Here is a 26,134-nt window from a genome sequence, read left to right on the forward strand (position 1 = left end):
TTTTAGACCAAAATAACTCTTTTTTAAAGTGCTTACATAGAGACAGCGACATAAAAAATCCCCTCAAAAGAGGAGATTTGATTAGTCTTGAATATGACGGTCTAAGTTCTTCTGATAATCTGCGTTTGATTTGGCTTTTTCATCAGCAAATTTCTTGCGGAACTCATCCATTTCTTTAGTAGTGACAATCTTATCTTGGATTTTCAGATACTTGTAGCTATTTTCACTAGTCTTGTCACCTACCCAGCCACCGGCACCACTGCCAGGAACCATTTTCGTCACTAGCATTTGAGCACCATCAGAGTATACTGGAATAACAAGTGCACTATCTGACAACCAAGCTTGGGCCTTAGCATATTTGGAATAACGTTTTTGAAGGTCTGTTTTCTCACTATTTGCATCATCAATCAGTTCTTTGTATTTATCCAATCCAACTGTTTTAATAACTGGATTGTCTGTTCCTGGTGCCACACCAAGAGCACTTAGGAGACTTGGACCTGAAGTTGGATCAAATACATCTAGATAAGTCGATGGATCTGCAAAGTCTGGAGTCCAACCACTGACTGCATTAATATCCCAGTCAGTATTTGCATTGGAAGTAGCTAGAGTAGTCATACTTCCCAATTCGTCATCAGAAACTTGTTGAATATCAACAACTACATTGTCAGAGCCTAAGGCTTCCTCAATGGATTGTTTATAAGACTGAACCTGACGAATAAAATCTGGATTTGATGAAGAAATTGGCAAATCTAAATGAATTGGGAACTGTACTCCATCAGCTTGAAGAGTTTTCTTAGCAGCTTCAAACTTAGTTTTAGCCTTGTCTACATTATGAAGTGAATCTTGGGCATCATCAAGACTGACATCTTTCCAGACATTATCCAATTTATCCAATTCTGTCTTAGTAACTTGACCAAATGTTTGATCTCCTACTTGTACAAATGTTGGAGGAGTGAAACTTGTCCGTAACTTACGAGGTCCTACTTCATCACCAAATACTTGAGAGATCCCTGCTTTACGATCTACCGCAAAAGCCAAGGCTTGACGGAAATCTTTGTTTAACAAGGCTTTCTTAGTAGAAGTTTTTTCTGTATCACTTGTTTTAGCAGTGTGATTGTAATTTACACGGTCGATATTGGTTGAGATATAAAAAACTCCTCCACGCTGTTGACCATACACAATATTATCCTTGTATTTTTCTTTTAGACGTTCATAGTTAGCAGAGTTTTTAAAGAGTGGTGCAGCTGGATAGTGTCCCTCATCAAAACCGCGTCCTAGAGAGTCTGCATCTTGACCATCAAAGAAGGATAACTTGATATCATCAATAAAGACATTTTGTTTATCCCAGTAGTTTTGATTTTTGGTCATTTCGATAGAAGACTTAGATGTAAGACCTTTGAGGAGATAAGGCCCATTGTATAGAATGCTCGTTACATTAGTTGGTTTACCAAAGTCATCTCCTTTAGAAGCTAAAAAGTCTTCATTTACTGGTGCAAGAACTCCCATTGTTGTTTTTGAATTCCAGAAAGATTCTGGATGGTTCAAAGTATAAACAACAGTATAATCGTCAGTTGCTTTTACCCCAACACTAGAAAAATCTGTTGTTTTCCCATTTACATAGTCATCCAATCCTTTGATAGAATCCTGTACGAGATAAAGAGCCTGTGATTTCTTATCTGCTGCGTGTTTCAGACCAGTCACAAAGTCTTGAGCCTTGACTTCACCATACTCTTCCCCCTCATTGGTATACCATTTGATACCCTGACGGATTTTATAGGTATAGGTCAAACCATCTTTGGAAACAGTCCAATCTTCTGCAACTGATGGAACAAGATTCCCATATTGGTCATTTTCAAGCAAACCGTCAATAACGTTACCTGTGACCTGTTTAGTGCTGACATTTCCAGAAACTGTATAATCCAAAGTAACAGGATCTGATGAAAATACATAAGCATAAGTAACTGGTTTAGTTGCTTCCTTATTCCCAGTACCAGATGAACACGCTGCTAGAACAGCTGCCGAGAGTATAGCAACTCCTGCTGCTAAGAAAACTCGTTTTTTCATAGTCAAACTCCTTTGATAATTTGTATAGGATTATTATATCACTTTTGTTAAGTAAATCAATGAAAACATTCTTAATATTATCATGAAAAGAATTAGGCAAAGCACTTGCAAAGCTTGATTTTTTCATACTACCATTTTTGTGATATAATAGTCTTATCTTTATATAGAGGTAAAGTTATGAAAGAAACTGTTTATTTTGGAACTTATACACGTCGTACTTCCCAAGGGATTTACAAAGCAGACTTTGATACAGAAACTGGTCAACTTGCAAATCTAGAACTTTTTGCTCCTGAACCAAGTCCAACCTATCTTGCTTTTGACCAGCACCAACATTTATACACCGTTGGTAGTCAAGACAATAAGGGGGGGATTGCAGCCTATCAAACTGATGGAACTTTATTAAATCATGTCGTTGAAGAAGGAGCTCCCCACTGTTATGTTGCTGTGGATGAAAAGCGTGATTTAGTCTATGCAGCCAACTACCATAAAGGACAGGTCCTTGTTTATAAACGTCAGGAAGACGGTAGTCTTCTACTTAGTGATGTGGATCAACACAGTGGCCAAGGTCCACATGAAAATCAAGCATCTCCTCATGTTCACTTTACAGACTTAACACCTGACCACTATCTAGTGACCTGTGATTTGGGTACTGACCAAGTCATCACCTATGACCTTGATCAAGAAGGAAAATTATCTAAGCTCTATACCTATCATAGCCAGCCAGGAGCAGGCTCACGCCATATTATTTTCCATAACCATTATAAAATCGCTTATCTCATTTGTGAACTCAATAGCACTATCGAGGTTCTAATCTACGATGGTGTTGGCGAATTTGAACGCATGCAAATCATTTCAACTCTACCAGACGGTTATGAAGGCTTTAATGGTACTGCTGCTATTCGTCTCTCTAAAGATGGTAAATACCTCTACGCTTCTAACCGTGGTCATGATTCTATCGCAGTATATACAATACTTGCGGACGGTAGCTTAGAGTTGTTAGAAATCGTTCCGACACATGGTAAGACTCCGCGGGATTTTGATTTGACACCAGATCAAGAATTCCTTATTGCTGTCCATCAAGACTCTGACAATGCAACCGTCTTTAAACGCAATCCTGAAACTGGTCGTCTAGCAGAACTTTCCAACGACTTCCATGTCCCAGAAGCAGTCTGCATCAGTTTTGCACCTTAAGAAAACATAAAAAATGAACTTGGAATTTTCAAGTTCATTTTTTTCTTATAGTCTATTTCCGACATTGATACGATTAATAGCACGTTGCAAAGCGATCTTAGCACGACGTTCTTGATCAATCAAGTTTTTTTCATGGGCTTCTTCGATTTCACGTTCTGCTCGAAGCTTGGCACGTTCTGCACGGCTAACATCGATATCACGAGCACGTTCTGCAGAATCCGCAACGATTGTAATGATATCATTGGCAATTTCAATAACGCCTCCGTTTACTGCAATCCAGTTCACGTGATCTTCATCATCAATACGTTTTACCTTTACTTCATCAACTGCTAAAACCGCAATCATATTTTCATGTCGTGGCAAGATCCCCATCTCACCATCCAGAGTTCGAACCGATACATAGCTGGCATGGTGATCATAGACGAGACCATCTGGTGTCACGATCTGGACAGTTAACTGAGCCATAGATCACCTCTTAAAATCCCATTTTTTCAGCTTTTGCAATCACATCTTCGATAGAACCTACACCACGGAAGGCATCTTCTGGCAAGTTGTCATGTTTACCATCAAGGATTTCCTTAAAGCCACGTACAGTTTCAGCAACTGGTACATAAGAACCTGGCTGACCAGTAAATTGTTCCGCAACGTTGAAGTTTTGTGACAAGAAGAACTGGATACGACGGGCACGAGCAACCAAGGTCTTTTCTTCATCAGAAAGCTCATCCATACCAAGGATAGCAATGATATCTTGCAACTCATGGTAACGTTGAAGGACACGTTTTACTTCAGCAGCAACTGCATAGTGCTCTTCTCCAACGATTTCAGGTGCCAAGGCACGTGAGCTTGAAGCAAGTGGGTCAACGGCTGGGTAGATACCCAATTGTACCAACTTACGTTCCAAGTTTGTAGTTGAATCCAAGTGGGCGAAGGCTGTTGCTGGCGCTGGGTCAGTATAGTCATCCGCTGGCACATAGATCGCTTGGATAGAGGTTACAGAACCTTTCTTAGTTGATGTGATACGCTCTTGCAATTGACCCATTTCCGTAGCAAGTGTTGGTTGGTAACCAACGGCTGATGGCATACGACCCAAAAGGGCAGATACTTCTGAACCAGCCTGAGTGAAACGGAAGATATTATCGATAAAGAGAAGCACGTCTTGGCCTTCTACATCACGGAAGTATTCAGCGATTGTCAAACCAGTAAGGGCAACACGCATACGTGCTCCTGGTGGCTCATTCATCTGACCAAATACCATGGCTGTTTTCTCGATAACGCCTGATTCTTTCATTTCCCAGTAAAGGTCATTCCCCTCACGAGTACGTTCCCCAACACCGGTAAATACTGAGATACCACCGTGTTCTTGGGCAATATTGTGAATCAATTCTTGAATCAAGACAGTTTTACCAACTCCGGCACCACCGAAAAGTCCAACCTTACCACCTTTAAGGTAAGGGGCAAGAAGGTCGATAACCTTAATCCCTGTTTCAAGGATTTCAGAAGAGGTAGACAACTCATCAAAAGTTGGAGCTTTTTTATGAATTGGCTGACGCTCTGCATCTTCTGCAAAAGGAGCTTCCAAGTCAATGGTATCTCCCAAAACATTGAAGACACGTCCCAAAGTTTCTTTACCTACTGGTACAGAGATTGGACGACCTGTGTCCAATACTTCCATTCCACGAGTCAAACCATCTGTTGATTCCATGGCGATAGTACGAACCATACCATCTCCCAACTCCAAGGCTACTTCAAGGACGATTTTTGTTTTTCTTTCGTCATTTTTGTAGACGACAAGTGCATTGTTAATCTCAGGAAGTTTTTCCCCTGCTGCAAACAAGACGTCTACAACGGGACCGATAACCTGAGCAATTTTACCTGAACTCATCTCCTTCTCCTATTCTATATAAGATACTGTCGGTTCCTAGTTTAACTAGGTCCTAAGTTCATTTTCATACGAGCTGGACTAGAGCCTATTCTAAGGCACTAGCTCCTGCTACGATTTCTGTAATTTCTTGTGTAATCGCCGCCTGTCTGGCACGGTTATACTGAATTGTCAAATCATTGATGACTTTCTTAGCATTATCTGTCGCTGTTTGCATAGCTGTCATACCTGCAGCATTTTCAGCTGTCTTGGCATCGATAATAGCCCCGTAAATCATACTTTCTGCAAATTGAGGCAACAACTGTTCCAAAATTTCTTCTCGGCTAGTTTCCAATTCAAAGGTCAAGCTGTAACTGTCATCCGCTTCTTTTGGATCCAAGTCAACAATCGGAAGCATTTGCTCCACACGCATTTGACTGGTTAGCGTATTGACATGGTGGTTATAGCAGACATAGAGTTCATCAAAAAGTTCATTTTGGTACATTTCAACAGTTTTTGAAATAATCTTACGAACTTCATCAAAGCTAGGTTGGTCTGCCAAGCCGCGTAGTTCATAAAGTGGTTGAATACCACGAGCTTTAAAGAAATCAGCTCCCATTCCACCGATACAGATCATTTCAAATCCTTTACCATCTGGATGGTATTCTTCTTTTAACTCCATAACAGCTTTCAAAATAGAAGAATTATAACCTCCAACCAAACCGCGGTCTGAAGTAATGACGATATAGCCTGTCTTCTTCACAGGACGGCTAATCAACATCGGATTGGTTGAACCACCAGCTCCATTACCATGAAGAATATCCGTCAAAAGTTTACGAACTTTCTGAGCGTAAACTTGGAAGTTGCGAGCAGCTTCTTCAGAGCGACCTAGCTTAGCAGCTGATACCATTTGCATGGCATTAGTGATTTGACTCGTATTTTTTGTTGAGGCGATTTTTGTTTTAATATCATTTAGAGATACTGCCATCTGACACCTCTATTCTTATTGGAAGCTGGTTTGATTGAGAAACTCTGTAATCGCAGCATCCAAGACTGCTTCTTCTGGCAAGTCTTTTGTATCACGAATGGTTTCCAAAATCTCTGGATGTTGAGCATCAAAGAAGGCATGGAACTCTTCCTCGAAACGAACAATATCATCTACTGGAACAGTATCCAAGAAACCATGTGTCAAAGCATAGAGAATGGTTACTTGTTTCTCAACAGGTAATGGTTTGTGAACTGGTTGTTTCAAAACTTCGACTGTACGACGTCCACGGTTCAACTTAGCCTGTGTTGCCGCATCCAAGTCAGAACCAAACTTAGTGAAGGCTTCCAACTCACGGTATGAAGCAAGGTCGATACGAAGTGTACCGGCAACCTTTTTCATGGCTTTAATTTGTGCAGAACCACCTACACGAGATACAGATGAACCCGCATCAATGGCTGGACGAATACCCGCATTGAAGAGACCATCGCCAAGGAAGATTTGTCCATCAGTGATAGAAATCACGTTGGTTGCGATATAGGCAGAGATATCTCCTGCTTGTGTCTCGATAAATGGCAGGGCTGTAATAGATCCACCACCAAGTTCATCAGAAACTTTAGCTGAGCGCTCAAGCAAACGGCTGTGAAGATAGAAAACATCCCCTGGGAAGGCTTCACGACCTGGAGGACGACGAAGCAAGAGTGACAGTTCACGATAAGCTACAGCTTGTTTTGATAAATCATCATAAACGATCAAAACATGTTTCCCTTGATACATAAATTCTTCTGCCATGGCAACCCCAGCATAAGGAGCTAGGAAGAGCAATGGAGATGGTTGTGAAGCAGAGGCTGTCACAACGATTGTGTAGTCCAAGGCACCGTACTGACGTAGTGTTTCTACTTGCGTACGAACTGTTGATTCTTTTTGTCCAATCGCTACGTAGATACAGATCATATCTTGACCTTTTTGGTTCAAGATTGTATCAATCGCAATGGTTGTTTTCCCTGTCTGACGGTCACCGATAATCAACTCACGTTGACCACGACCAATCGGTACAAGGGCGTCAATAGCTTTCAAACCAGTTTGCAATGGTTCTGATACAGACTTACGTTGCATAACACCAGGAGCTGGTGCTTCTACTGGACGAGTTTTATCAGTGTGGATTTCTCCAAGACCGTCAACCGGACGACCAAGCGGATCCACAACACGACCAATCAGACTTTCACCTACTGGGACTTCCATGATTTTACCTGTACGGCGGATTGTATCTCCTTCACGGATATCTGTAAAGTCACCTAGGATGATAATACCAACGTCTGTTGACTCCAAGTTTTGAGCCATACCATAAGAGCCGTTTTCAAAAATCAACAACTCTCCACTCATGGCATTTTCAAGGCCATGAGCACGCGCGATACCATCCCCGATATAGGTTACAACACCTGTTTCAGTCACATCAAAATTGGGTTTGAAATTTTCAATTTGTTGCTTAATTAAAGCGCTGATTTCTTGTGCGTTAATTGCCAAAAGAACACCACTTTCTATTTCAAATTTTCTTTAACAACTTTAAGTTGTTGTTTAATACTCACATCAATTGTCTTGTGATTGGCAAAAATGACAAAACCACCAATGAGACTTTCATCGATTTGTTCTTTTACACTCCTTACTTTCAGAGACATTTTTTTCTCAATCAAAGGGAGCAAGCGATTCTTTTGTTCATCTGTTAAAGGATGAGCTGAAGTAATCGTCACTTCAAATCGATTTGTTTCTTTTTCAAGTCGGTTCAAGCAATCTACAAGCACATCATAAAAAAGATTTGCTCTGTGATTGTATGCCAGAACCTGGATCAAGTTTTGCAATAAAGGTGACACAGAGTCTTGGAAGAAAGCAATCGTTTTTTCCTTGTCAGACTCGTCTACTGCCACTTTTTTTAAAAAAGAAGGTAAACCTGTTTCTTCAGCAACTTGCTTGATTTGAGTCAAGTCTGAAAAGATACGGTCTTCTTCTCCTTTTTCAAGTACCAATTGGACAAAAGGCATGCTGTATTTTTCAATTACCTTTACTGTTTTCTTGTCCATTAAGCTTCTCCTAGCTGATCGATATACTGATCAATGAGTTCTTTATGGGCATGACCATCAAGGTTTTGTGAGATGATTTTACCAGCCAAGCTGATTGTCAAATCTGCTACCTCACCCTTAACGCTTTGTAAAGCTTCAGCTTTGTTTTGAGCAATTTCTTGGTTTGCTTTTTCTTTTAAGCGTCCTGCTTCTAGTTTAGCATCTGCTAAAATACTAGCCTTACTTTTCTCAGCTGTTTCTTTCGCATTCTCAATGATTGTCTTAGCTTCTTTACGGCTACCAGCCAATTCATCTTCGCGTTTTTGAGCCAATACTTCTGCTTTTTGACGTGCTTCTTCAGCTCTGTCAATATCTGAAGCAATTTTTTCAGCTCTTTCTTCGAAAATGCCTGTAATATTAGACCATGCAAATTTTTTAATCAAGACTAGCAAAAGGATAAAAGAGCCAGCGATTAAAATAAAATTACCAATTAATTCACCTACTGTTACGTGCATCAGTTACTCCTTTCTACTCTTCATCATTAATTTTATTTCCTAGGTACATAGAGGATAATAGTGTAAAGACATAGGCCTGTACACAAGAAATGAACACGGAAAATGCAGTCCAAACTAAGTTTGTCCCAAATGCGATTGGATACCAAAAAATAGCCTGATGTGAAAGTAAGAGAAGCAAGCTTGTCATTACTTCACCTGCAAAGATATTCCCAAAAATCCGCAAAGCAAGAGAAAGGAAATTCGTGACTTCTTCAAGTAGATTCATCGGTGTCATAAATGCAGGAGTTACAAAACCTTTTAGGTATTGTTTAATCCCACGACGACGAATCCCCTCAATGTGCGCCATCACAATAATACAGAAAGACAAGACAAGGTCAAATGAAAGATTTGCAGTTGGCGATGTCCAAAGGTTTGTTCCATCTGTTGTTTGAAGTTTAGCCATCAAACCAAGATTATTGGCGATGACCATAAAAAGAAATAAGCATAAGTAAAAGAGTGAGTAATCTTTCATGTAGTGGGAACCAAGGTTAGGTTCTGTAAATCCAATTACAAAATCATAGAGATACTCTAGTACATTTTGTTTACCTTTGGGTTTCAATGTCATATTACGACTTGCCCAATAGATAAATGCAAAAATCAGAAACACAGACAGCAAAGTCAAGGCTGTCAAAGTTAAATCAAAGGTAACAGGACCAATATTGATGGTTGGATTGATACTTTCTTCCATCTAACATTCTCCCTTCTCCAATTTATATTTCGTTATTTAATAATAAATGAGAAGACAAGAGTTACGAAGAAAGTTCCTTCAATAAAGGCAACCCCTAAAAACATCAAGCTACGAAACTCAGCGATAATATCTGGTTGGCGAGCTACTGATTTCAACAAACCATTCATCAACATACCCTCACCAAGAGACACACCCATACAGGCAAGACATAGACCGAAAAATGTTAAATTCATGACGAATTCTCCTTTTAATTAAAATTTACTTACTTAGTTTAGTCCTAAAAATTGGATTTGTCAACTTTTTACTAACATTGAAAGCGTTTAATGAAAATTATTTACAATTTTACTATTTTTAAGCCTATTATATAGAAAACTTTGTAAAAAACTTGTAATAAATCCGACCATTATCTAGACATTTCTGAAAAATATTGAAAAAATCCGAGATGTAATCTCGGATGAAAATTAATATATTTTCTTTAACCTAATGCTCTTTAGTAAGTAGGATTAAAGGGAAAGCAACTAGAAAGCCTTCATCTCCTGCTTGTTTATTAAGCACGAACTGTGACGCTGGTTCCATCTTCCTTATAAAGATTGATGAGACCTTCTTTGAGAGCGCGAACCATGTCTCCTGCTTGAACAGGTTGTGGGACTTTGATTGTCAAGAGTTCCATCGGATTTGGTGCGCGGTCGATTTTATTGCCTTTGGCATCATGCAAATCTTCGATATAAGTTTCAAAGTGACGGAAACCTGGGCCGTAAAACTCAACTTGGTCTCCTTCATTAATCACGTTCCGTTGACGAATAGTCGCTGTTTGTGTCGCATCATCATAAGAAACCACTTCAGCGACAAACTTGTACTCAGGAATTTTACGACGAGCACCAAACAACTGCTCATTTTCAGATGGTGTACCGTAGTAGAAACCTGTTGCCAATTCACGTTGGGCAACCTTCCACATCTCATCAATCAAGTCCTGCTTGATAGCTTCAAACTTCTCTGGACTTTCTAGATAAGCATCAACAGCTGCCTTGTAGCAGTTAGTCACTGTTGAAACATAGTGAATCGACTTCATACGTCCTTCAATCTTCAGACTGTCCACACCATTTTCAATCATATCTGGGATATGGTCAATCATGGACATGTCAACGGCTGACATTGAAAATTCTTCTGGAATCTCTCCCTTAAGGCTCTTACGTTCTTTCCCGAATGGCATATCGTAAAGGTCGTACTTCCAACGGCAAGACTGAGAACATCCACCACGGTTGGCATCACGCATACTCATGTGGTTTGAAAGCGTACAACGACCAGAGTAAGAAATACACATAGCTCCATGGACAAAGGCTTCAATCTCAACATCTGTACGTTTGCGGATTTCAGCTAATTCTTCCATCGAAACCTCACGCGCCAAAACGACACGAGTCAAGCCCAGTTCTTTCCAGAACTCAAGCGTTTCATAGTTAGTGGCACTGGCTTGGGTAGAGAGGTGGATTTCAAGACCTGGTGCTTCTGTCGCTGCAATCATAATCAAGGCAGGATCAGACACGATAACTGCCGCGATTCCGATATCACGCAGTTTACGGAACCACTCACCAGCACCAGCTTCATTTCCTTCGTGCATAACCATGTTGGCAGCTACATAGACCTTGGCACCGTACTTAGCCGCAAACTGAACACCTTCTTCCATCTGTTCAAAGGTAAAGTTTCCAGCACGGCTACGAAGACCATAGGCCTGACCACCGATAAAGACAGCATCTGCTCCATACTGAACAGCTACCTTTAGCTTCTCTAAAGTCCCTGCAGGTGATAAAACCTCAGGACGTTTTAATGTTTTTGTCATGTTTTCTCCTATTTGCAATATAAAAGTTTGACGTTTTTCCTTCTCATTTTATAGTAAATAAGCCATAAAATCAAGCCTGGACAGATTGTTTTGACAATTCTAATCTTTTAGCAGTTGAAACAAGTAGTAAAAGGAGCCGATAAAGTAAAAACCAGTATCCAAAGATACTGGCTAATTAAACTAAATGGAATAAGCTAGTCCTTAAATGACTATTCCCACTCACTAAAAGTCAGATATTGACTATTTAGGATAGTTGATTTAATAGTGATTGATAATACAATCAATGAGTACTATTTGATAATATTTGAGTCTTTTGTTGTTAAATTGTTGTTAGTATTTTCCCTCTCTTACTAATTCTAGTAAGAGTTTTTTTTGTTCTTCAAAACTTATCCATCTATTTATCATTGTTTCAATAAGAGGCTGGATATCAAAGCCATATCTTCTTTTTGAAATATATATTAGTCTATTTAATATTACACTAATTTCTTCACATCTAACTTGTTGATGTTCAAGCTCTGTTAAAATATTATATATCTTAGGTTCGATTTTATTATAATAATCTTCAATCAAGCTAAACTATTAGTGTTTACCGTATTATTAGTTATAAATCATATAATTCCGAGATTACATTTGAAATACTAGTTAGCAACTCTTGCGAGTTTTCCCTATTTATTGCTCACAATATAAATTGAAAATAGGCATGAAAAAGACGATAGATTTTTTATTTCTATCGTCTTTAATACTTTACGTTCGACAAACTGGGAGTTGTCTTTCCGTTGTTGCCAAGAAAGCCTCAATTTATCTATATTTTTCCAATCTCAATAACCCTTCTTCGTCCGGAAGAGTAATCCCATTCTTATAATTATATCCCATCTTCAAATAAAAAGGTGTTGCAGTTATAGAAGCTGGAATTTCTACTCTTTTTGCCCGAAGGAAAAATTCATCTTTCTCAAGTGTTTCAATAATCATTCGCCCTACACCTTTTCCTTGATAATCCGGTAGTACAAAAATAGTGAAAAGACTACTTTCATCTTCTTTATCCCAATATGGTCCTATCGCCCCACACCCAACAATCTTTTCAGCATCACATACCACATAAAAATGCATCCAGTTTGCTCTTTCTAAAATATTTTGTGGTTGCAAAATCTTTACATTATTTTCTATATACTCTAATGAATAATCTTTGATATTAGTAGTTCTTAAAGTTGTTACAACTAATTCTGACACTTTTTCTGCATCTTTAGGTTCAAATTTTCTCACAAACATCTTATTTTTTCCTCCACACCTTCAAATTTATCATATTATACCATATTATACCATATATACCTATTTAAAAGTAGATTAAAGATAAGTATAGTTTATAGTGAAAATTATAGTTTTGTTGTTAAATTGTTGTTAAAATAAAGTAAAAAGCCTTAGAAAGATTGATTTCTAGGCTTTTTTTAACTCATTAACTCTATTCCCACTCAACGGTTGCAGGTGGTTTACTTGTAATATCGTAGACGATACGGTTAACGTGGTCCACTTCGTTTACGATACGTACTGAGATTTTTTGAAGAACTTCCCATGGAATTTTGGCAAAGTCAGCTGTCATACCATCGATCGAGGTGATAGCACGGATTGCAATTGTGTAGTCATACGTACGACCGTCACCCATAACACCAACTGAACGAACGCCTGTGTTCACTGTGAAGTATTGCCAGATATCACGGTCAAGTCCAGCTTTGGCAATTTCTTCACGGAGGATAGCATCTGATTCGCGAACTGTTTCAAGTTTTTCTTCAGTAATTTCTCCCATGACACGGATAGCAAGTCCTGGTCCTGGGAATGGTTGGCGCCATACGATGTGGTCTGGCATACCAAGCTCTGTACCTAGGGCACGAACTTCATCCTTGTAAAGAGTATTGAGTGGTTCGATCAATTCAAACTGCATGTCTTCTGGAAGACCACCCACGTTGTGGTGTGACTTGATAGTTTGAGCTGTATCCGTACCAGACTCGATAACGTCTGTGTATAAGGTACCTTGAGCAAGGAATTTCACATCTTTGAGCTTGCTTGCTTCGTCATCGAAGACATAGACAAACTCGTTACCGATGATTTTACGTTTTTGTTCTGGGTCAGAAACGCCAGCAAGTTTATCAAGGAAACGTTTAGCAGCGTCTGCTTTGACGATATTCAAACCAAACTTACCACCAAGCATGTCCATAACTTGGTCCGCTTCTCCTTTACGAAGAAGACCGTGATCCACGAAGATACAGATCAATTGATCGCCAATCGCTTTTTGGAGAAGAACTCCAACAACTGAAGAGTCAACACCACCTGATAGACCAAGAAGGACGCGTTTATCACCGACAGTCTCACGGATTTTTTGGATCTGCATGTCGATGAAGTTATCCATTGTCCAGTCGCCTTTAGCCTTACAGATGTTAAGGGCAAAGTTACGAAGGATATCATTCCCGTATACAGAATGACGAACTTCTGGGTGGAATTGGATACCGTAAATGTGTTTATCTGGGTTTTCAATGGCTGCGTATGGACAGTCAGCTGATGTACCTGTACGAACAAAGTCAGCAGGAATCTCGGTAACTGCATCGCCGTGGCTCATCAATACAGTTTGTTCATCAGGTGTTGATTCAAAAAGCGCTGATGGTGTGTGAGTTAGGGTTGATTGACCGTATTCACGATTTCCAGCATCACCTGCAGGAACAACTTTTCCTCCAAGTTTATGGGTCAACAACTGCATACCATAACAGATTCCCAAAATAGGAATTCCGAGTTCGAAGATTTCTGGGTCAATATCAAATGAACCATCTTCGTATACAGAGTTTGGACCACCTGAAAGGATGATTCCAACAGGGTTGATTTCACGAACTTCAGCAGCTGAAATTTTATGGCTTTTTAGTTCTGAAAACACACCAATCTCACGGATACGGCGTGAAATCAGCTGGTTGTACTGGCTACCATAGTCCAATACGATGATTTTTTCTACATCTTGCAAATCAGTTGAAATGTTGCTCATCTTTTTCCTTTCTCAAAAGAAATATCTTTTTTCAATATTCTATCACAAATAAGGGCGAATTACCAACTAAACAAGGCGAAGATTGACTTTTTCTAGTTTATTGAGGTACAATAGAGAAAAGATAGAAATGAAGTGAAAAATATGCTACCTGCTTATATGAAAATCCATGATCAGATTAAAAAGGATATTGACGAACATCGTTGGGCCATTGGGGAGAGACTTCCCAGTGAACGAGACTTAGCAGAGCAGTTTGCGGTCAGTCGCATGACCCTCCGCCAAGCCGTATCTCTATTAGTCGAAGAAGGTGTTTTAGAGCGTCGTGTAGGAAGCGGCACCTTTGTTTCCAGTACACGTGTACAAGAAAAGATGCGAGGGACAACTAGTTTTACTGAAATTGTTAAGTCTCAAGGTAAAGTTCCCTCTAGCCAGCTCATTTCCTACAGAAAAACCATTCCCAATGAGCAAGAAGTTGCCAAGTTAGGCATTTCTCCAACGGAAAATATTATCCGAATGGAACGGGTCCGTTATGCCGACCAAGTCCCTCTGGTTTATGAAGTTGCTTCTATTCCTGAAAAATTCATTAAGGACTTTAAAAAAGAAGAAATCACCAGTCATTTCTTCCAAACTTTGCAAAAACATGGCTACCGCATCGGTAAATCACAGCAGACCATCTATGCTCGCCTTGCTAAAGAAAAAATTGCCCACTATTTGGAAGTTGAAAAAGGACATGCTATTCTTGGTTTGACTCAGGTTTCCTACCTAGAAGATGGAACAGCATTTGAATACGTAAAAAGTCAGTATGTAGGCGAACGTTTTGAATTTTATCTTGAAAACAATTAATACTCTTCGAAAATCAAATTCAAACCGCGTCAACGTCGCCTTGCCGTACTCAAGTACAGCCTGCGGCTAGTTTCCTAGTTTGCTCTTTGATTTTCATTGAGTATAAAATACTATGCAAAAACTCTCTGTCACGGACAAAGAGTCTTTTTATTTTTCTAAGAGTAAATCTTTCAACGAAATCAAAGTTACAGCAAACAATATCATTGCCATACCAAGAAAATCAATGGGATAAAATTGTTCATTCATGATTAGAAAGGCAAAGAAAACCGCCGAAATTGGCTCGATCGAAGCCAACAAGCTTGACTTAACTGGTCCAATCAAACTGGCTCCCTTTAAGAAGGCTGTATAAGCAAAGACAGTCCCGATAAGGATAATGCCCGCAAACGCAAGGAGAAAATCAAGACTAGTCGGTATAGTGGTCTGTAGAACCCCTGTAAAAGGAAGGGCGACCAAACCTGCTATGACCATTCCCACACCTATGACCAAACTGCTCCCCCATTTCTTAATCAAGGATATGGGCAAAATGATATACAGAGCATAAGTCAAGGCAGAAAAGAGACCCCAAAATAGGCCAGAAGGTGTAATAGATAACTGGTCCAACTGACCATGGGTTGCAATAAGAAAGGTCCCTCCGATAGCTAATATGATAGAAACTATCTCTCCCAGTGTCGGTGCCACCTTATCTTTGATACAGCTATAAATCAAAATCCCAACAGGACAAACGTACTGAAGCACTGTTGCGGTACCTGCATTGGTTTCCTGAATTGCAGACAAATAGGCAAATTGATTGAGAAAAAGACCAATCAGAGCAAAAACGAGAAGAGACAACAAACTTTTTCTATCCTTTAAAAAGGTCAGCATTTTATCCTTTGCAGTAGCATAAGCCAAGAACATGAGAATCCCGCCAGCGATTAAAAGGCGTAAGTTGGTCAAGACCAACGCCGAAATTCCGTGTGCCATCAGATACTGGCCACTCGTTCCGGACAAGCCCCAAGCAATACCAGCCACAACTGTTAATAGAGTTCCTTTTAAACTATTTGACATGTCTCTCCTTACTCTTCTTTACGAATCAAGTCCATCACTTGGTTGCGGTCTAAAATCCATTGAGCACGCTCATCCTTTTCATAGGTACGATTCGATAGGAAAATAGCCACTTCTTGCTTCTGACGATTCCACATGATAAAGGTACCTGTATAGCCCGTATGGTCTAGCCAATCTCCTTCCAAATTCCATGCCAAAGAACGTTCCTTGTCATCCAAAGGAGAAAAATTTTGACTCAAATTTCTTGCAAAATCATCTGCTAAATAGTGTTCTAAAAAGATTTGTAAATCCTTTACAGTCGAAAATAAACCAGCACTACCTGCATGTCTGCCCAGGAGTCGAGCCTTGGGATCATGTACCATGCCAGCCTCTACACCTCTAACTGTTGGAACAGCAAGCTCAATAGGACCAAACTGAGTTTTCTTCATTCCCCAAGGTTTCCAGACTTGTTCTTGTAAAATCACATCCAAGTCTTGATTAAAGATTCTTTCCAAAATAAAGCCTAAAAGCAAAAAATGGACATCTGAATAAAGAAAGGCTGGCTGACTTCGTCTGTTGAGATGAAACATCGCTTCCTTTAATTCTGAGGCAGTTAAAAGATCACGATTGGGAATAAACGGATCAAGATTTGTAGCATGGGTTAAGAGCTGGCGAATAGTGATGTCTGGATAATCGCTCTCAGGTAAAAAATCGGTTACGGGTCTGTCAATATCTAATTGACCTTTTTCCCACAAAAAGGTAAAAACTGTCCCAACCCCAACAACCTTGCTGACACTAGCTAGGTCATAAACTAATCCTGCCTCAGTCTGCAAGCCATGCTCTGAGTCACTCAAGCCTAAATAGACCTCCGTCCATTGATTGTCCTTAAAATACGCAAAAGAGGCTCCGGGATAAATCCCTGCCTCGATTTGTTCTTCTATTTTTTTAATAATCTTGGTCCACTTCATACTTCTTCAAACCACAATTCAACATTATTTCTATCTTTACCAAGGAAGAATTTTTCAGACTTAGGAATAAAATATTCTGTAGACTCAAACTTCTGGCGAAGACTGGCTATGTCTAATTCATTGACCAAGAACTTAAGCATAGATAAGTCCCAAGTAACCGTATTGTCCACAGTCAAATCCTGCCCCTGAGCTGGGATAAAATCAAGTGATGCCCCCATTTCAGATGATTCCAAGAAACTTTCGATATCAGTTGGGAGATGTAATTCCATAGAAATCTCAAATTTACTCAAAGAAATTGATTCCAAATCTGTTTGAAATTCTGGCTTTTCTCCTACTTCTACTAGACTTGCTCTGTCATCTTCCGCATGAATCAAAATCAAATCATCTTCGGGTGAAAAAATCTCAAAAGCGTAGCCATTTTGACCTTTATATAATCGATGAATCGAATCTGTTTTAGATAAGAGTCCTTCGATTTCTAAGGGATTTTCCACCTTGACAATCAATCTAGCTAGTTTTTTTCTTCCCTCTACCTTACGAGTGCGCATACTTGGAGCTTCTTCTAAAACCAGCTTTTCTAAACCTGTTTGATCACCTAGTGACAGAAAGGCTGACTCTTCTAATAAGGCCTTCATGCCAAGGGTTCCTATATAAAATGTTTCATTTAATTTTCTATTATTAACTTTTAAAGTAGGAATAATCCGTACAATCTGATTTACATTCATAAACTCCTCCAACTCTTTTATTTTAAAGGATTTTAGAATTTTTTACAAGAAATTATGCTCAGATTTACCAATTTTCATCCCATTAAAAATTTTTCTTCAAAAGGCTGACCCAAAACTCCATTTTTAGGGAAACATACAAAAGTCAAAAAGTAGATAGGATAAACTGGAATGCTAATCAATGGATTGATAAGAAATAATTGACTGTCTTTGTTGATTTTTGATTACGGAGGAGTATTAGAAAGAAAAAGAACCAGCTCTTAGAACTGATTCCTTTTACAAGTGAAAAATTAGTTATTTTCAACTTTTTCATCGTATTTTGGTCTTAGTGTTGTACCTGAGTTAACAATGGTACGTTTTTGAACAAGAGGAAGGTCTGTGCGATTATAAACTGTACGCCATGGTTCCCAAACAAGACCTGTTTTTTCTTGAATCTTCACGCGAATATTGCGCACATTTCCTCTAAATTGAAGTTCAGTTTGGAAACCAGCTGTTCTGTTTTTACCATTATCTTCCCATTGACGTGAGCGAATGCTTTCAACTCCATCCTTATCATAAGTTACTTCATCCCAGTAAACATAGTAGCGAGCAATGTAAGCTCCCTTATGATGTAAATTGAGGTAACCATTTTTATATGAAGTCACTTTAGTTTCAATGTAGTCTGTATTGCTTTGAATTGTGGCTACTTGATTATCTTTCAAGAATGCAGTCTTATAAGAAATTGGAACAGCAGGGTTTTGCGTACTGAAAGTAGCTCCTTCTTGAATCAATTTCTTCAAATCTTCTACTGTACCTGTCACAACACGTGCAGCGCCATCAGCATTTCCACCTACGATGGAAACTGTTACAGTTGTATTCTTCAAAACACGTGCCCATTCAGATTCTGGTTTAATAGGCACACCTTTGATGACAGCATTGATTGCTGCTTTCAACTCTGTACTCTTGCTTGTTGTTTCAAACTTAACATACATTTGACGTCCGTATGAAACGCTGGATACATATACAGGAGGTGTTGTTGCATCAATTCCACGTGCTTTCAATTGATCAACCGTTATTCCTGAGGCAAATACATCTGATGGATTTTTTGGAGCATCAAAGTTAGCAGTAAAGTAAACTTGTTTAAAATCAACTACCTCAACTTGTTTTTCACCTTTGTGAACTGCATCAAAATCAATTTTTAAGTTAACTCCTACTTTTTCAAAGTCACTTCCGAATTTTGCTTTTAATTGATTCATGCTATAAGCAGAAGTTGATTCGTATTGCATGCGTGCTGGAGCAGGATTCTTACCAGCATATTTTTCATGCCAACGATTTAACAGGGTATTTACACCTTCCTGCATACCACTTGCAGTTGGATTAGCATCTACATAGCTATCTCCGCCTACCATTCCTGGTAAATCAACACTGATGCTACCTTTGCTACGATCTAAACTAATTTGTTGTGGTTTGTTTTCTAGAAGGTCTTGATTTGCTTTAAATAAAGCACCTAAGAAGATATCTCCGTTACCATTAATGGCAACATCTGCAGAACCATTAGAAAGGTTTTTCTTCACTTTTTCCACAACCACAAATTCATTTCCTTGTTGTTTTGTGCTTGTATTAGTGTAATTTTCTAACGCTTCTCCTTTTCTAGTCAAAATGTTTAATTTATCATAATTTAAACCAAATAAATAGTTATTTAGCTCTGCAGTATAATCTTTTTTATCTTTATTTTCTGTTTTAACTTTGTTTTCTGTTTTCTTATCTGCTACTACTTTTTCTTCTTTTACAGCACGATATACTTCAACTTCTGCCAAACTAAGAGGAGTTTTAGATTTATTTAATTCAATTTTTACATATCGTGCATTAACTCCTGAGAATTGAACATCAACTTTTGGTTGATTATTTAGGGTATCAACATGTTGACGAGTTACTTCCTTACCATCTTTATCTAACAAAATAACATCAAAATTAGATAAACGATCTCCTACATTACTGTCTCCACGATTGTAAATACGAACAGTTCCCACACCTTCTTCTTTTGCTAGATCAACTTTCCACCAAGCATGATCTTCAAAATTTGTATGAGTAACTGAGTGATGTCTGTAAACATTATCTAGATTACCGTCAACCGCTCTAGAAGCATCTGCATCATAATAAGTCGAACTCTGACTTGCAGACTTATGAGCAGCAATATTTTCACCAGCAACTTCAGCAACGCTTGGTTCTGTTGCTTTTACTACATTTGTTTGAAATACAAGGCCAGAACCTAGCAAAAATGTTGCAATGGCAACACCACATACTCCAACGCTACGTTTACGAATAGAATAACGAAATCCTTTATCTTGTTTATTTTGAGACATAAAAAACTCCTATATATGTTTGTACGAATTATTTCTTGAACGCGCTTTCTTGAAACAATAAGAGTATAACATAAAAATATTATAGATGCAATCGTTTTCTTAAAAAAATATTATTTTTTTATTAACCTAGATTGAATAACTGAACATATGTTAATATTTTTACATTCAAATAAAGAGTGGTCTATACCACTAAAAACAAGAAAACGACCAGGCTTAAGTCCCTATAAGTTGGGAATCAGCACTGTTCGTTTTTGTATATATAGTCAAATTCAATTCTTAAATATATAGCTCAACAAATTTCTCAATGCAAAGCTTTTCATTGTTTTTTATCATCTCTTAGATTCAAATTCTTTATAAGGTTCCTGAAGATAAGCATCAAAAACTTCTTCATCTGAAATCGTGTCAGAAATGAAGCTTCCGTTGCTGGTTCGTTCTGACAAATTCAAATCTTGTAATCGACTTTCATAGATCGTTCCTTTATTAGATTGGATAAGCAAAGTTTGATCGTTCCCGTCCACTTCCGTACTGAAGAGATCACCAACAAATCCTTGCTCTGCAACTGCTCCTGCCAAGAAGACACGGTGCGGTTTGTTTTTTAGCTCACGCAAGACTTGTAGTCCTCGTTTAGCACGGCTGGTTGCCGGAATTTCGTCAATAGAAACACGTTTCAAGCTTCCACGTTGGGTCAAGAGGTAGAAAGATGAGGTATTGCAAATAAAGGCAGATTGGAGGACGTCATCTTCTTTCAGATTCATAGCCTTGACACCTGCTGCCTTGGCACCAACAACAGGAACCTCCTCGATATTGAAACGCAGAGCATAACCGTTTCGACTAATCAAGAGAACATCATCCAGTTTAATCTGAGCTACTGCTACAATCTGGTCTGTCTCGTCTTTGAGTTTAGCATACTTGACTGATTTAGATTTATAGGTCCGCCATGGAGTGAATTCTTTACGTTCTACGCGTTTGATTTGACCAAGACGAGTTGCAGCAAAGTAAGTTGTCGCATCATCAAACTGATCTACTACTTCAACATAAAGGATTTCTTCGTTAGTTTCAAAGTTGGTAATGGTTTGGCTCAGATGCTCTCCGATATCCTTCCAGCGAATATCTGCCAACTCATGGATTGGTCGATAGATGACATTTCCAAGACTTGTGAACATCAAAAGATGCTGTGTTGTCTTGACAGCTTGTACAAAGATCAAACGGTCATCATCACGTTTGCCAATTTCTTCCAGCGTTGAAGCTGCAAAAGAACGTGGACTGGTACGCTTGATATAACCTGCCTTGGTCACGCTGACATAGGTATCTTCCTCAGCAATCAGACTAGCTGTATCAATCTCAATTGCTTTCGCAGTGTCTTCTAAAGCACTCAAACGTGGAGTCGCAAATTTCTTCTTGACCTCACGAAGCTCTTTCTTCATGAGATTGTACATGGTCCGTTCATCACCGATAATCGCCGCAAGCATGGCAATCTTTTCACGAAGTTCTGCTTCTTCTTCCTGCAAGACAACTACGTCTGTATTGGTCAAACGGTACAGTTGCAAGGTAACGATGGCCTCAGCCTGCTCTTCTGTAAAATCATAGCTGACCTTAAGGTTTTCCTTGGCGTCCGCCTTATTCTCAGAAGCACGGATAAGAGCAATGACTTCGTCCAAAATCGAAATCACGCGAATCAAACCTTCGACAATATGGAGACGTTTCTCAGCCTTTTCCTTGTCAAAGCGTGAACGCGCCAAAATCACTTCACGACGGTGGGCGATGTAGCTAGACAAGATTGGGACAATACCGACCTGACGAGGTGTGAAATTGTCAATCGCCACCATGTTAAAGTTGTAGTTGATTTGTAGGTCGGTGTATTTGAAGAGATAATTGAGAACAAGCTCCGTATTGGCATCTTTTTTGAGCTCAATAGCAATTCGAAGACCATCACGGTCCGACTCATCACGAACTTCAGCAATACCAGCCACCTTGTTATTGACACGAACATCATCGATTTTCTTGACCAGATTGGCCTTGTTGATTTCATAAGGAATCTCAGTGATAACGATTTGTTCCTTACCACCTTTTAGCTTTTCAATCTCAGTCTTGGAACGAACAACCACGCGCCCTTTTCCAGTTTCGTAGGCCTTCTTGATTTCATCACGACCTTGGATGATAGCCCCTGTAGGGAAGTCTGGCCCAGGTAAGAATTCCATGAGTTTGTCCACCTTGGCCGTTGGATGGTCAATCATGTAAACCGCCGCATCAATAACCTCAGCCAAATTATGGGGAGGAATGTCTGTAGCATAACCAGCCGAAATCCCAGTAGATCCATTTACCAAGAGATTTGGAAAGGCTGCTGGCAAGACAGTTGGTTCTTTCTCCGTATCATCAAAGTTCCAGGCAAAAGGAACTGTCTTTTTCTCGATATCTTGAAGGAGATAACCTGCAATCTCAGACAAACGTGCCTCAGTATAACGCATCGCCGCAGGTGGATCCCCGTCCATAGAACCGTTATTACCGTGCATTTCGACTAGAATCTCACGATTTTTCCAGTCCTGTGACATACGAACCATGGCATCATAGATAGAAATGTCACCGTGTGGGTGAAAATTCCCCATGATGTTACCGACAGACTTGGCCGACTTACGGTAACTCTTGTCAAAGGTATTGCCATCCTTATTCATCGAATAAAGAATACGGCGCTGAACCGGCTTCAAGCCATCACGAATATCTGGCAAGGCCCGGTCTTGAATAATGTACTTGGAATAGCGACCAAAGCGCTCTCCCATGATGTCCTCCAGGGACATATTTTGAATGTTACTCATATAGGATACAGAGCCCTTAAAATACAAAGTGAAAATAGAAAATTCTTGAAGTAAGCAAGCTCACCAGAGAATTTATCTTTTTCACCTAGCATTTAGGGCGTGTTCAACTCCTTTCAAAGAATGTAGAGTAGGTTTTTACAGAAAAGGTGTTCGGTTAAGATATAAAGGGACGATTTGGCTTGCCAAAAATGTCTGTAGAAAAATAGAAAATCGATGTAGGGCTCGATGAAGTCAAGACGATTTGACTTTTTCCGAAAAAATTAGTCCCGTGTTCAGATACTACAAATAACCAAACGACCCTTTCTGTAGTTTAATCTTTTAAATTAAGGTCTTTAGTTAGTTAGCGATTAAGAAGTCTCTCCTCAGCATACTCAATCATCTTCTCAGCCACTTCTTTATCGTAATCAAAGCCCAGCTTTTGAGCAAGTCTTTGAGCTTCTCTATGGAAAAGTTGCATCGTAGCCAATAAAGACTAAGTGATTTTATCTATACTTGAAAAATCAAGCAAATCTGAGAATTCCTTTTCTTTCTCAGTGGGTAAATAGTTAAAAAGATACTTATAATTCTTGCCTATGTCGACTACTCCCCTATTACTTGCAACCTGCCAAGCCAAAATTTTCAAGAATTCTTGTTGACAAATGCCGTAGAGATGGTCAGTCGCGTAGATGACTTGCTTACGACAGATTCCTTTGACCACGTAGGCTGACACCCACCAAAATTCATTGCAGACTTTTTCAAAATCCTTTTCAGTAGCTGGGCTTGTCCAGTAACGCTCTAGATTTTGAGAATAGGGTTCAAATAAATGTTCTGGATCTTCTAAAACAGTGAATCCTGCCTCACTATCCACCCACTCTTGGATATGCTCTTTGGGGCAAAGGGTCAAATCTATCCGATTGCCATCTTCAAAGAGCATGAGATAAAGGCGACGATTACCAAGACTAACTTCTTGCTCGATAATGAGTTTCCCAAACTGATTCAACCAAGAAAGGGCACTTGTCAGATTATCAAAATCATCCACAATATAGACCACATCATAGTCTTGAAATTCATCTTTTGGAGCTTTTGGACATGCTCGCGAACCAGACATGGCGACAGCTTTGACTTTCAAATTTTTAGCTGTCTTTATCAGAATATCGAGTATTTCTGTTTCAGTTCTCATGTTAATACCCATTCGTTAAAAACCGACTTAAAACACTGTCGCTTCTTCCAGCGTAAACTTGACATTATCCTCAATCCACTTACGGCGTGGTTCGACCTTGTCACCCATAAGGACATTGACACGGCGTTCGGCGCGTGCTAGGTCTTCGATGGTGACACGGATAAGGGTACGGGTTTCTGGATTCATGGTTGTTTCCCAGAGTTGATCCGCATTCATCTCACCAAGTCCCTTGTAGCGTTGAAGGGTCGCTCCTTTACCGAAGTTCTTGCGGAGTTCTTCTAGCTCTCCATCTGTCCATGCATAGGCCACTTCTTCTTTCTTGCCTTTGCCTTTGGACATCTTGTAAAGAGGCGGAAGGGCGATATAAACATGGCCTGCCTCAACTAGCGGACGCATGTAACGGTAGAAAAATGTCAAGAGCAAGGTCTGGATATGGGCACCGTCGGTATCCGCATCTGTCATGATAATGATCTTATCATAGTTGGCATCTTCAATAGAGAAGTCTGCTCCAACACCTGCACCGATGGTATAAATCATGGTGTTGATTTCCTCATTTTTGAGGATATCCGCCATCTTGGCCTTGGCTGTATTGATAACCTTACCACGAAGGGGCAAGATTGCCTGGAACTTGCGGTCACGGCCTTGTTTGGCAGAACCACCGGCAGAGTCCCCCTCGACTAGATAGAGTTCATTCTTAGCAGGATTCTTAGATTGGGCTGGGGTCAATTTCCCAGACAGCAAGCCCTTGTCTTTTTTATTTTTCTTACCATTTCGGCTCTCATCACGCGCCTTACGTGCCGCTTCACGAGCATCACGCGCCTTGATAGCCTTGCGGATGAGGTTAGAAGCCAATTCACCATTTTCCATAAGGAAGAAGGTCAACTTATCCGCCACAATTCCATCCACAACCGGACGGGCAAGAGGGCTTCCTAGCTTGTCCTTGGTCTGTCCTTCAAACTGGAGGTGTTCTTCTGGAACCAAGATAGAAAGAACAGCTGCTAGTCCCTCACGATAGTCTGAACCTTCTAGGTTCTTATCTTTTTCCTTGAGAAGACCTGTCTTACGCGCGTAGTCATTCATGACCTTGGTAATGGCAGACTTAAGTCCAGTCTCATGTGTTCCACCGTCCTTGGTACGAACGTTATTGACAAAGGATAGGATGTTATCTGAAAATCCATCATTGTATTGAAGAGCTACTTCTACTTGGAAGCCATTGTCTTCCCCTTCAAAGTAAAGAACCGGTGTCAAGGTCTCCTTGTCTTCGTTTAGATAAGAAACAAAGTCCTGAACCCCATTCTCATAGTGGAATTCAATCGCTTCATCTGTTCGTTTGTCCGTCAGAGACAAGGTCACATTTTTCAAGAGAAAGGCTGATTCATTAAGACGTTCTGAAATAGTATTGTACTTGAAGTCTGTAGTAGAGAAGATGGTCGCATCAGGCATAAAAGTAACCTTGGTACCTGTTTTAGACTTGGGCGCTGTACCGATTTTCTTCAAAGTCGTAACAGGTTTGCCACCATTTTCAAAACGTTGCTTGTAAACTGCACCATCACGAGTAATTTCAACTTCCAACCAACTTGATAGAGCGTTTACAACGGAAGATCCTACCCCGTGAAGACCTCCTGATGTCTTATAACCACCTTGACCGAATTTTCCTCCAGCGTGAAGAATTGTAAAGATAACCTCAACTGTTGGAATTCCCATAGCGTGCATCCCCGTCGGCATCCCACGACCATGGTCTTGCACAGTCAAACTGCCATCTTTATTGATAGTCACATCAATACGGTCACCAAATCCAGACAAGGCCTCATCGACAGCATTATCAACGATTTCCCAGACTAGGTGGTGGAGACCAGCACCATCGGTCGATCCGATATACATCCCTGGACGTTTTCGAACCGCATCCAACCCTTCTAGCACCTGAATGGCATCATCATTATAATTGTTAATATTGATTTCCTTTTTTGACACAAGGAACCTCCTATTCGTTCATCTTTACTATTTTACAGGTTTTCCAAGGATTTTGCAA

21 protein-coding genes and 1 pseudogene are annotated in these 26,134 nt (G+C 39.7%); 2 read left to right on the forward strand and 20 right to left on the reverse strand.

Annotated features, from left to right (window positions below):
* Nucleotides 1–81: 81 nt before the first annotated feature.
* Entirely contained in the window at nt 82–2,064 is a 1,983-nt protein-coding gene (locus tag N8L33_RS00500; protein WP_153192435.1) for a peptide ABC transporter substrate-binding protein, read from the reverse strand.
* 177 nt (nt 2,065–2,241) lie between these two features.
* On the opposite strand from N8L33_RS00500, the gene N8L33_RS00505 reads away from it, so the two are divergent.
* On the forward strand, nt 2,242–3,255 hold the full coding sequence (locus N8L33_RS00505; protein ID WP_261058008.1) for a lactonase family protein: 1,014 nt from the start codon (nt 2,242–2,244) through the stop codon (nt 3,253–3,255).
* A 45-nt stretch (nt 3,256–3,300) separates the two neighbouring features.
* Here N8L33_RS00505 and N8L33_RS00510 read toward each other — a convergent pair whose 3' ends face one another.
* From N8L33_RS00510 to guaA, 12 genes are all read right to left on the reverse strand, one after another.
* Entirely contained in the window at nt 3,301–3,720 is a 420-nt protein-coding gene (locus N8L33_RS00510) for a F0F1 ATP synthase subunit epsilon (protein WP_261058009.1), read from the reverse strand.
* A gap of 10 nt (nt 3,721–3,730) precedes the next feature.
* Entirely contained in the window at nt 3,731–5,137 is a 1,407-nt protein-coding gene (gene atpD, locus N8L33_RS00515; protein ID WP_261058010.1) for a F0F1 ATP synthase subunit beta, read from the reverse strand.
* Nucleotides 5,138–5,222: 85 nt separating this feature from the next.
* Nucleotides 5,223–6,101: a F0F1 ATP synthase subunit gamma gene (locus N8L33_RS00520; protein WP_261058011.1), complete on the reverse strand. Its 879-nt coding sequence runs from the start codon at nt 6,099–6,101 to the stop codon at nt 5,223–5,225.
* 15 nt (nt 6,102–6,116) lie between these two features.
* Nucleotides 6,117–7,622 (reverse strand): F0F1 ATP synthase subunit alpha, encoded by a 1,506-nt coding sequence (gene atpA, locus N8L33_RS00525; protein ID WP_000996629.1) that lies wholly within the window; start codon nt 7,620–7,622, stop codon nt 6,117–6,119.
* Nucleotides 7,623–7,636: 14 nt separating this feature from the next.
* Nucleotides 7,637–8,173, reverse strand: a complete 537-nt coding sequence (locus N8L33_RS00530; RefSeq protein ID WP_261058012.1) for a F0F1 ATP synthase subunit delta — start codon at nt 8,171–8,173, stop codon at nt 7,637–7,639.
* Entirely contained in the window at nt 8,173–8,667 is a 495-nt protein-coding gene (gene atpF / locus N8L33_RS00535) for a F0F1 ATP synthase subunit B (protein WP_000558549.1), read from the reverse strand. Before atpF ends, N8L33_RS00530 begins: the two co-directional genes overlap by 1 nt.
* A 13-nt stretch (nt 8,668–8,680) precedes the next feature.
* Entirely contained in the window at nt 8,681–9,394 is a 714-nt protein-coding gene (gene atpB / locus N8L33_RS00540; protein WP_000392863.1) for a F0F1 ATP synthase subunit A, read from the reverse strand.
* A 32-nt stretch (nt 9,395–9,426) separates the two neighbouring features.
* On the reverse strand, nt 9,427–9,627 hold the full coding sequence (locus tag N8L33_RS00545) for a F0F1 ATP synthase subunit C (protein ID WP_001054559.1): 201 nt from the start codon (nt 9,625–9,627) through the stop codon (nt 9,427–9,429).
* Nucleotides 9,628–9,941: 314 nt separating this feature from the next.
* Entirely contained in the window at nt 9,942–11,228 is a 1,287-nt protein-coding gene (locus tag N8L33_RS00550) for a peptidase U32 family protein (RefSeq protein WP_000169065.1), read from the reverse strand.
* A 330-nt stretch (nt 11,229–11,558) separates the two neighbouring features.
* Nucleotides 11,559–11,798, reverse strand: coding sequence for a hypothetical protein (locus N8L33_RS00555; protein ID WP_261058013.1), 240 nt, complete (start codon nt 11,796–11,798; stop codon nt 11,559–11,561).
* Nucleotides 11,799–12,026: 228 nt separating this feature from the next.
* The gene (locus N8L33_RS00560; protein WP_261058014.1) at nt 12,027–12,494 is read right to left on the reverse strand and encodes a GNAT family N-acetyltransferase; all 468 of its coding nucleotides are present in this window, start codon (nt 12,492–12,494) and stop codon (nt 12,027–12,029) included.
* 190 nt (nt 12,495–12,684) lie between these two features.
* On the reverse strand, nt 12,685–14,247 hold the full coding sequence (gene guaA, locus N8L33_RS00565) for a glutamine-hydrolyzing GMP synthase (protein ID WP_000065714.1): 1,563 nt from the start codon (nt 14,245–14,247) through the stop codon (nt 12,685–12,687).
* Nucleotides 14,248–14,388: 141 nt separating this feature from the next.
* On the opposite strand from guaA, the gene N8L33_RS00570 reads away from it, so the two are divergent.
* Entirely contained in the window at nt 14,389–15,087 is a 699-nt protein-coding gene (locus N8L33_RS00570; RefSeq protein WP_000936191.1) for a GntR family transcriptional regulator, read from the forward strand.
* Between the two features lie 147 nt (nt 15,088–15,234).
* On the opposite strand, the gene N8L33_RS00575 is transcribed toward N8L33_RS00570, so the two are convergent.
* The 7 genes and pseudogenes from N8L33_RS00575 to parE all read right to left on the reverse strand — a co-directional run bounded on the left by N8L33_RS00575 (nt 15,235) and on the right by parE (nt 26,076).
* The gene (locus N8L33_RS00575; protein WP_000071659.1) at nt 15,235–16,131 is read right to left on the reverse strand and encodes a DMT family transporter; all 897 of its coding nucleotides are present in this window, start codon (nt 16,129–16,131) and stop codon (nt 15,235–15,237) included.
* Nucleotides 16,132–16,139: 8 nt separating this feature from the next.
* On the reverse strand, nt 16,140–17,075 hold the full coding sequence (locus N8L33_RS00580; RefSeq protein ID WP_261023833.1) for a serine hydrolase domain-containing protein: 936 nt from the start codon (nt 17,073–17,075) through the stop codon (nt 16,140–16,142).
* Nucleotides 17,072–17,797, reverse strand: a complete 726-nt coding sequence (locus tag N8L33_RS00585; protein WP_261058015.1) for a CppA family protein — start codon at nt 17,795–17,797, stop codon at nt 17,072–17,074. Before N8L33_RS00585 ends, N8L33_RS00580 begins: the two co-directional genes overlap by 4 nt.
* Nucleotides 17,798–18,084: 287 nt before the next feature.
* Entirely contained in the window at nt 18,085–20,136 is a 2,052-nt protein-coding gene (locus N8L33_RS00590; protein WP_261023834.1) for a thiol-activated cytolysin family protein, read from the reverse strand.
* 329 nt (nt 20,137–20,465) lie between these two features.
* Complete coding sequence (gene parC / locus N8L33_RS00595; RefSeq protein ID WP_261058016.1) at nt 20,466–22,946, reverse strand: DNA topoisomerase IV subunit A; 2,481 nt, start codon at nt 22,944–22,946, stop codon at nt 20,466–20,468.
* A gap of 340 nt (nt 22,947–23,286) precedes the next feature.
* Nucleotides 23,287–24,105, reverse strand: a pseudogene (locus N8L33_RS00600) (aminoglycoside 6-adenylyltransferase).
* 27 nt (nt 24,106–24,132) lie between these two features.
* Complete coding sequence (parE, locus tag N8L33_RS00605) at nt 24,133–26,076, reverse strand: DNA topoisomerase IV subunit B (RefSeq protein WP_261058017.1); 1,944 nt, start codon at nt 26,074–26,076, stop codon at nt 24,133–24,135.
* Nucleotides 26,077–26,134: the final 58 nt, after the last annotated feature.

This window comes from Streptococcus mitis, assembly GCF_946188695.1.
In the GTDB taxonomy this organism is placed as follows: domain Bacteria; phylum Bacillota; class Bacilli; order Lactobacillales; family Streptococcaceae; genus Streptococcus; species Streptococcus mitis_DF.

Coding starts and splice junctions, on each gene's coding strand:
- N8L33_RS00500 (WP_153192435.1), bottom strand. CDS start 2,064: ATGAAAAAACGAGTTTTCTTAGCAGCAGGAGTTGCTATACTCTCGGCA.
- N8L33_RS00505 (WP_261058008.1), top strand. CDS start 2,242: ATGAAAGAAACTGTTTATTTTGGAACTTATACACGTCGTACTTCCCAA.
- N8L33_RS00510 (WP_261058009.1), bottom strand. CDS start 3,720: ATGGCTCAGTTAACTGTCCAGATCGTGACACCAGATGGTCTCGTCTAT.
- atpD (WP_261058010.1), bottom strand. CDS start 5,137: ATGAGTTCAGGTAAAATTGCTCAGGTTATCGGTCCCGTTGTAGACGTC.
- N8L33_RS00520 (WP_261058011.1), bottom strand. CDS start 6,101: ATGGCAGTATCTCTAAATGATATTAAAACAAAAATCGCCTCAACAAAA.
- N8L33_RS00530 (WP_261058012.1), bottom strand. CDS start 8,173: ATGGACAAGAAAACAGTAAAGGTAATTGAAAAATACAGCATGCCTTTT.
- atpF (WP_000558549.1), bottom strand. CDS start 8,667: ATGCACGTAACAGTAGGTGAATTAATTGGTAATTTTATTTTAATCGCT.
- atpB (WP_000392863.1), bottom strand. CDS start 9,394: ATGGAAGAAAGTATCAATCCAACCATCAATATTGGTCCTGTTACCTTT.
- N8L33_RS00545 (WP_001054559.1), bottom strand. CDS start 9,627: ATGAATTTAACATTTTTCGGTCTATGTCTTGCCTGTATGGGTGTGTCT.
- N8L33_RS00550 (WP_000169065.1), bottom strand. CDS start 11,228: ATGACAAAAACATTAAAACGTCCTGAGGTTTTATCACCTGCAGGGACT.
- N8L33_RS00560 (WP_261058014.1), bottom strand. CDS start 12,494: ATGTTTGTGAGAAAATTTGAACCTAAAGATGCAGAAAAAGTGTCAGAA.
- guaA (WP_000065714.1), bottom strand. CDS start 14,247: ATGAGCAACATTTCAACTGATTTGCAAGATGTAGAAAAAATCATCGTA.
- N8L33_RS00570 (WP_000936191.1), top strand. CDS start 14,389: ATGCTACCTGCTTATATGAAAATCCATGATCAGATTAAAAAGGATATT.
- N8L33_RS00575 (WP_000071659.1), bottom strand. CDS start 16,131: ATGTCAAATAGTTTAAAAGGAACTCTATTAACAGTTGTGGCTGGTATT.
- N8L33_RS00580 (WP_261023833.1), bottom strand. CDS start 17,075: ATGAAGTGGACCAAGATTATTAAAAAAATAGAAGAACAAATCGAGGCA.
- N8L33_RS00585 (WP_261058015.1), bottom strand. CDS start 17,797: ATGAATGTAAATCAGATTGTACGGATTATTCCTACTTTAAAAGTTAAT.
- N8L33_RS00590 (WP_261023834.1), bottom strand. CDS start 20,136: ATGTCTCAAAATAAACAAGATAAAGGATTTCGTTATTCTATTCGTAAA.
- parC (WP_261058016.1), bottom strand. CDS start 22,946: ATGAGTAACATTCAAAATATGTCCCTGGAGGACATCATGGGAGAGCGC.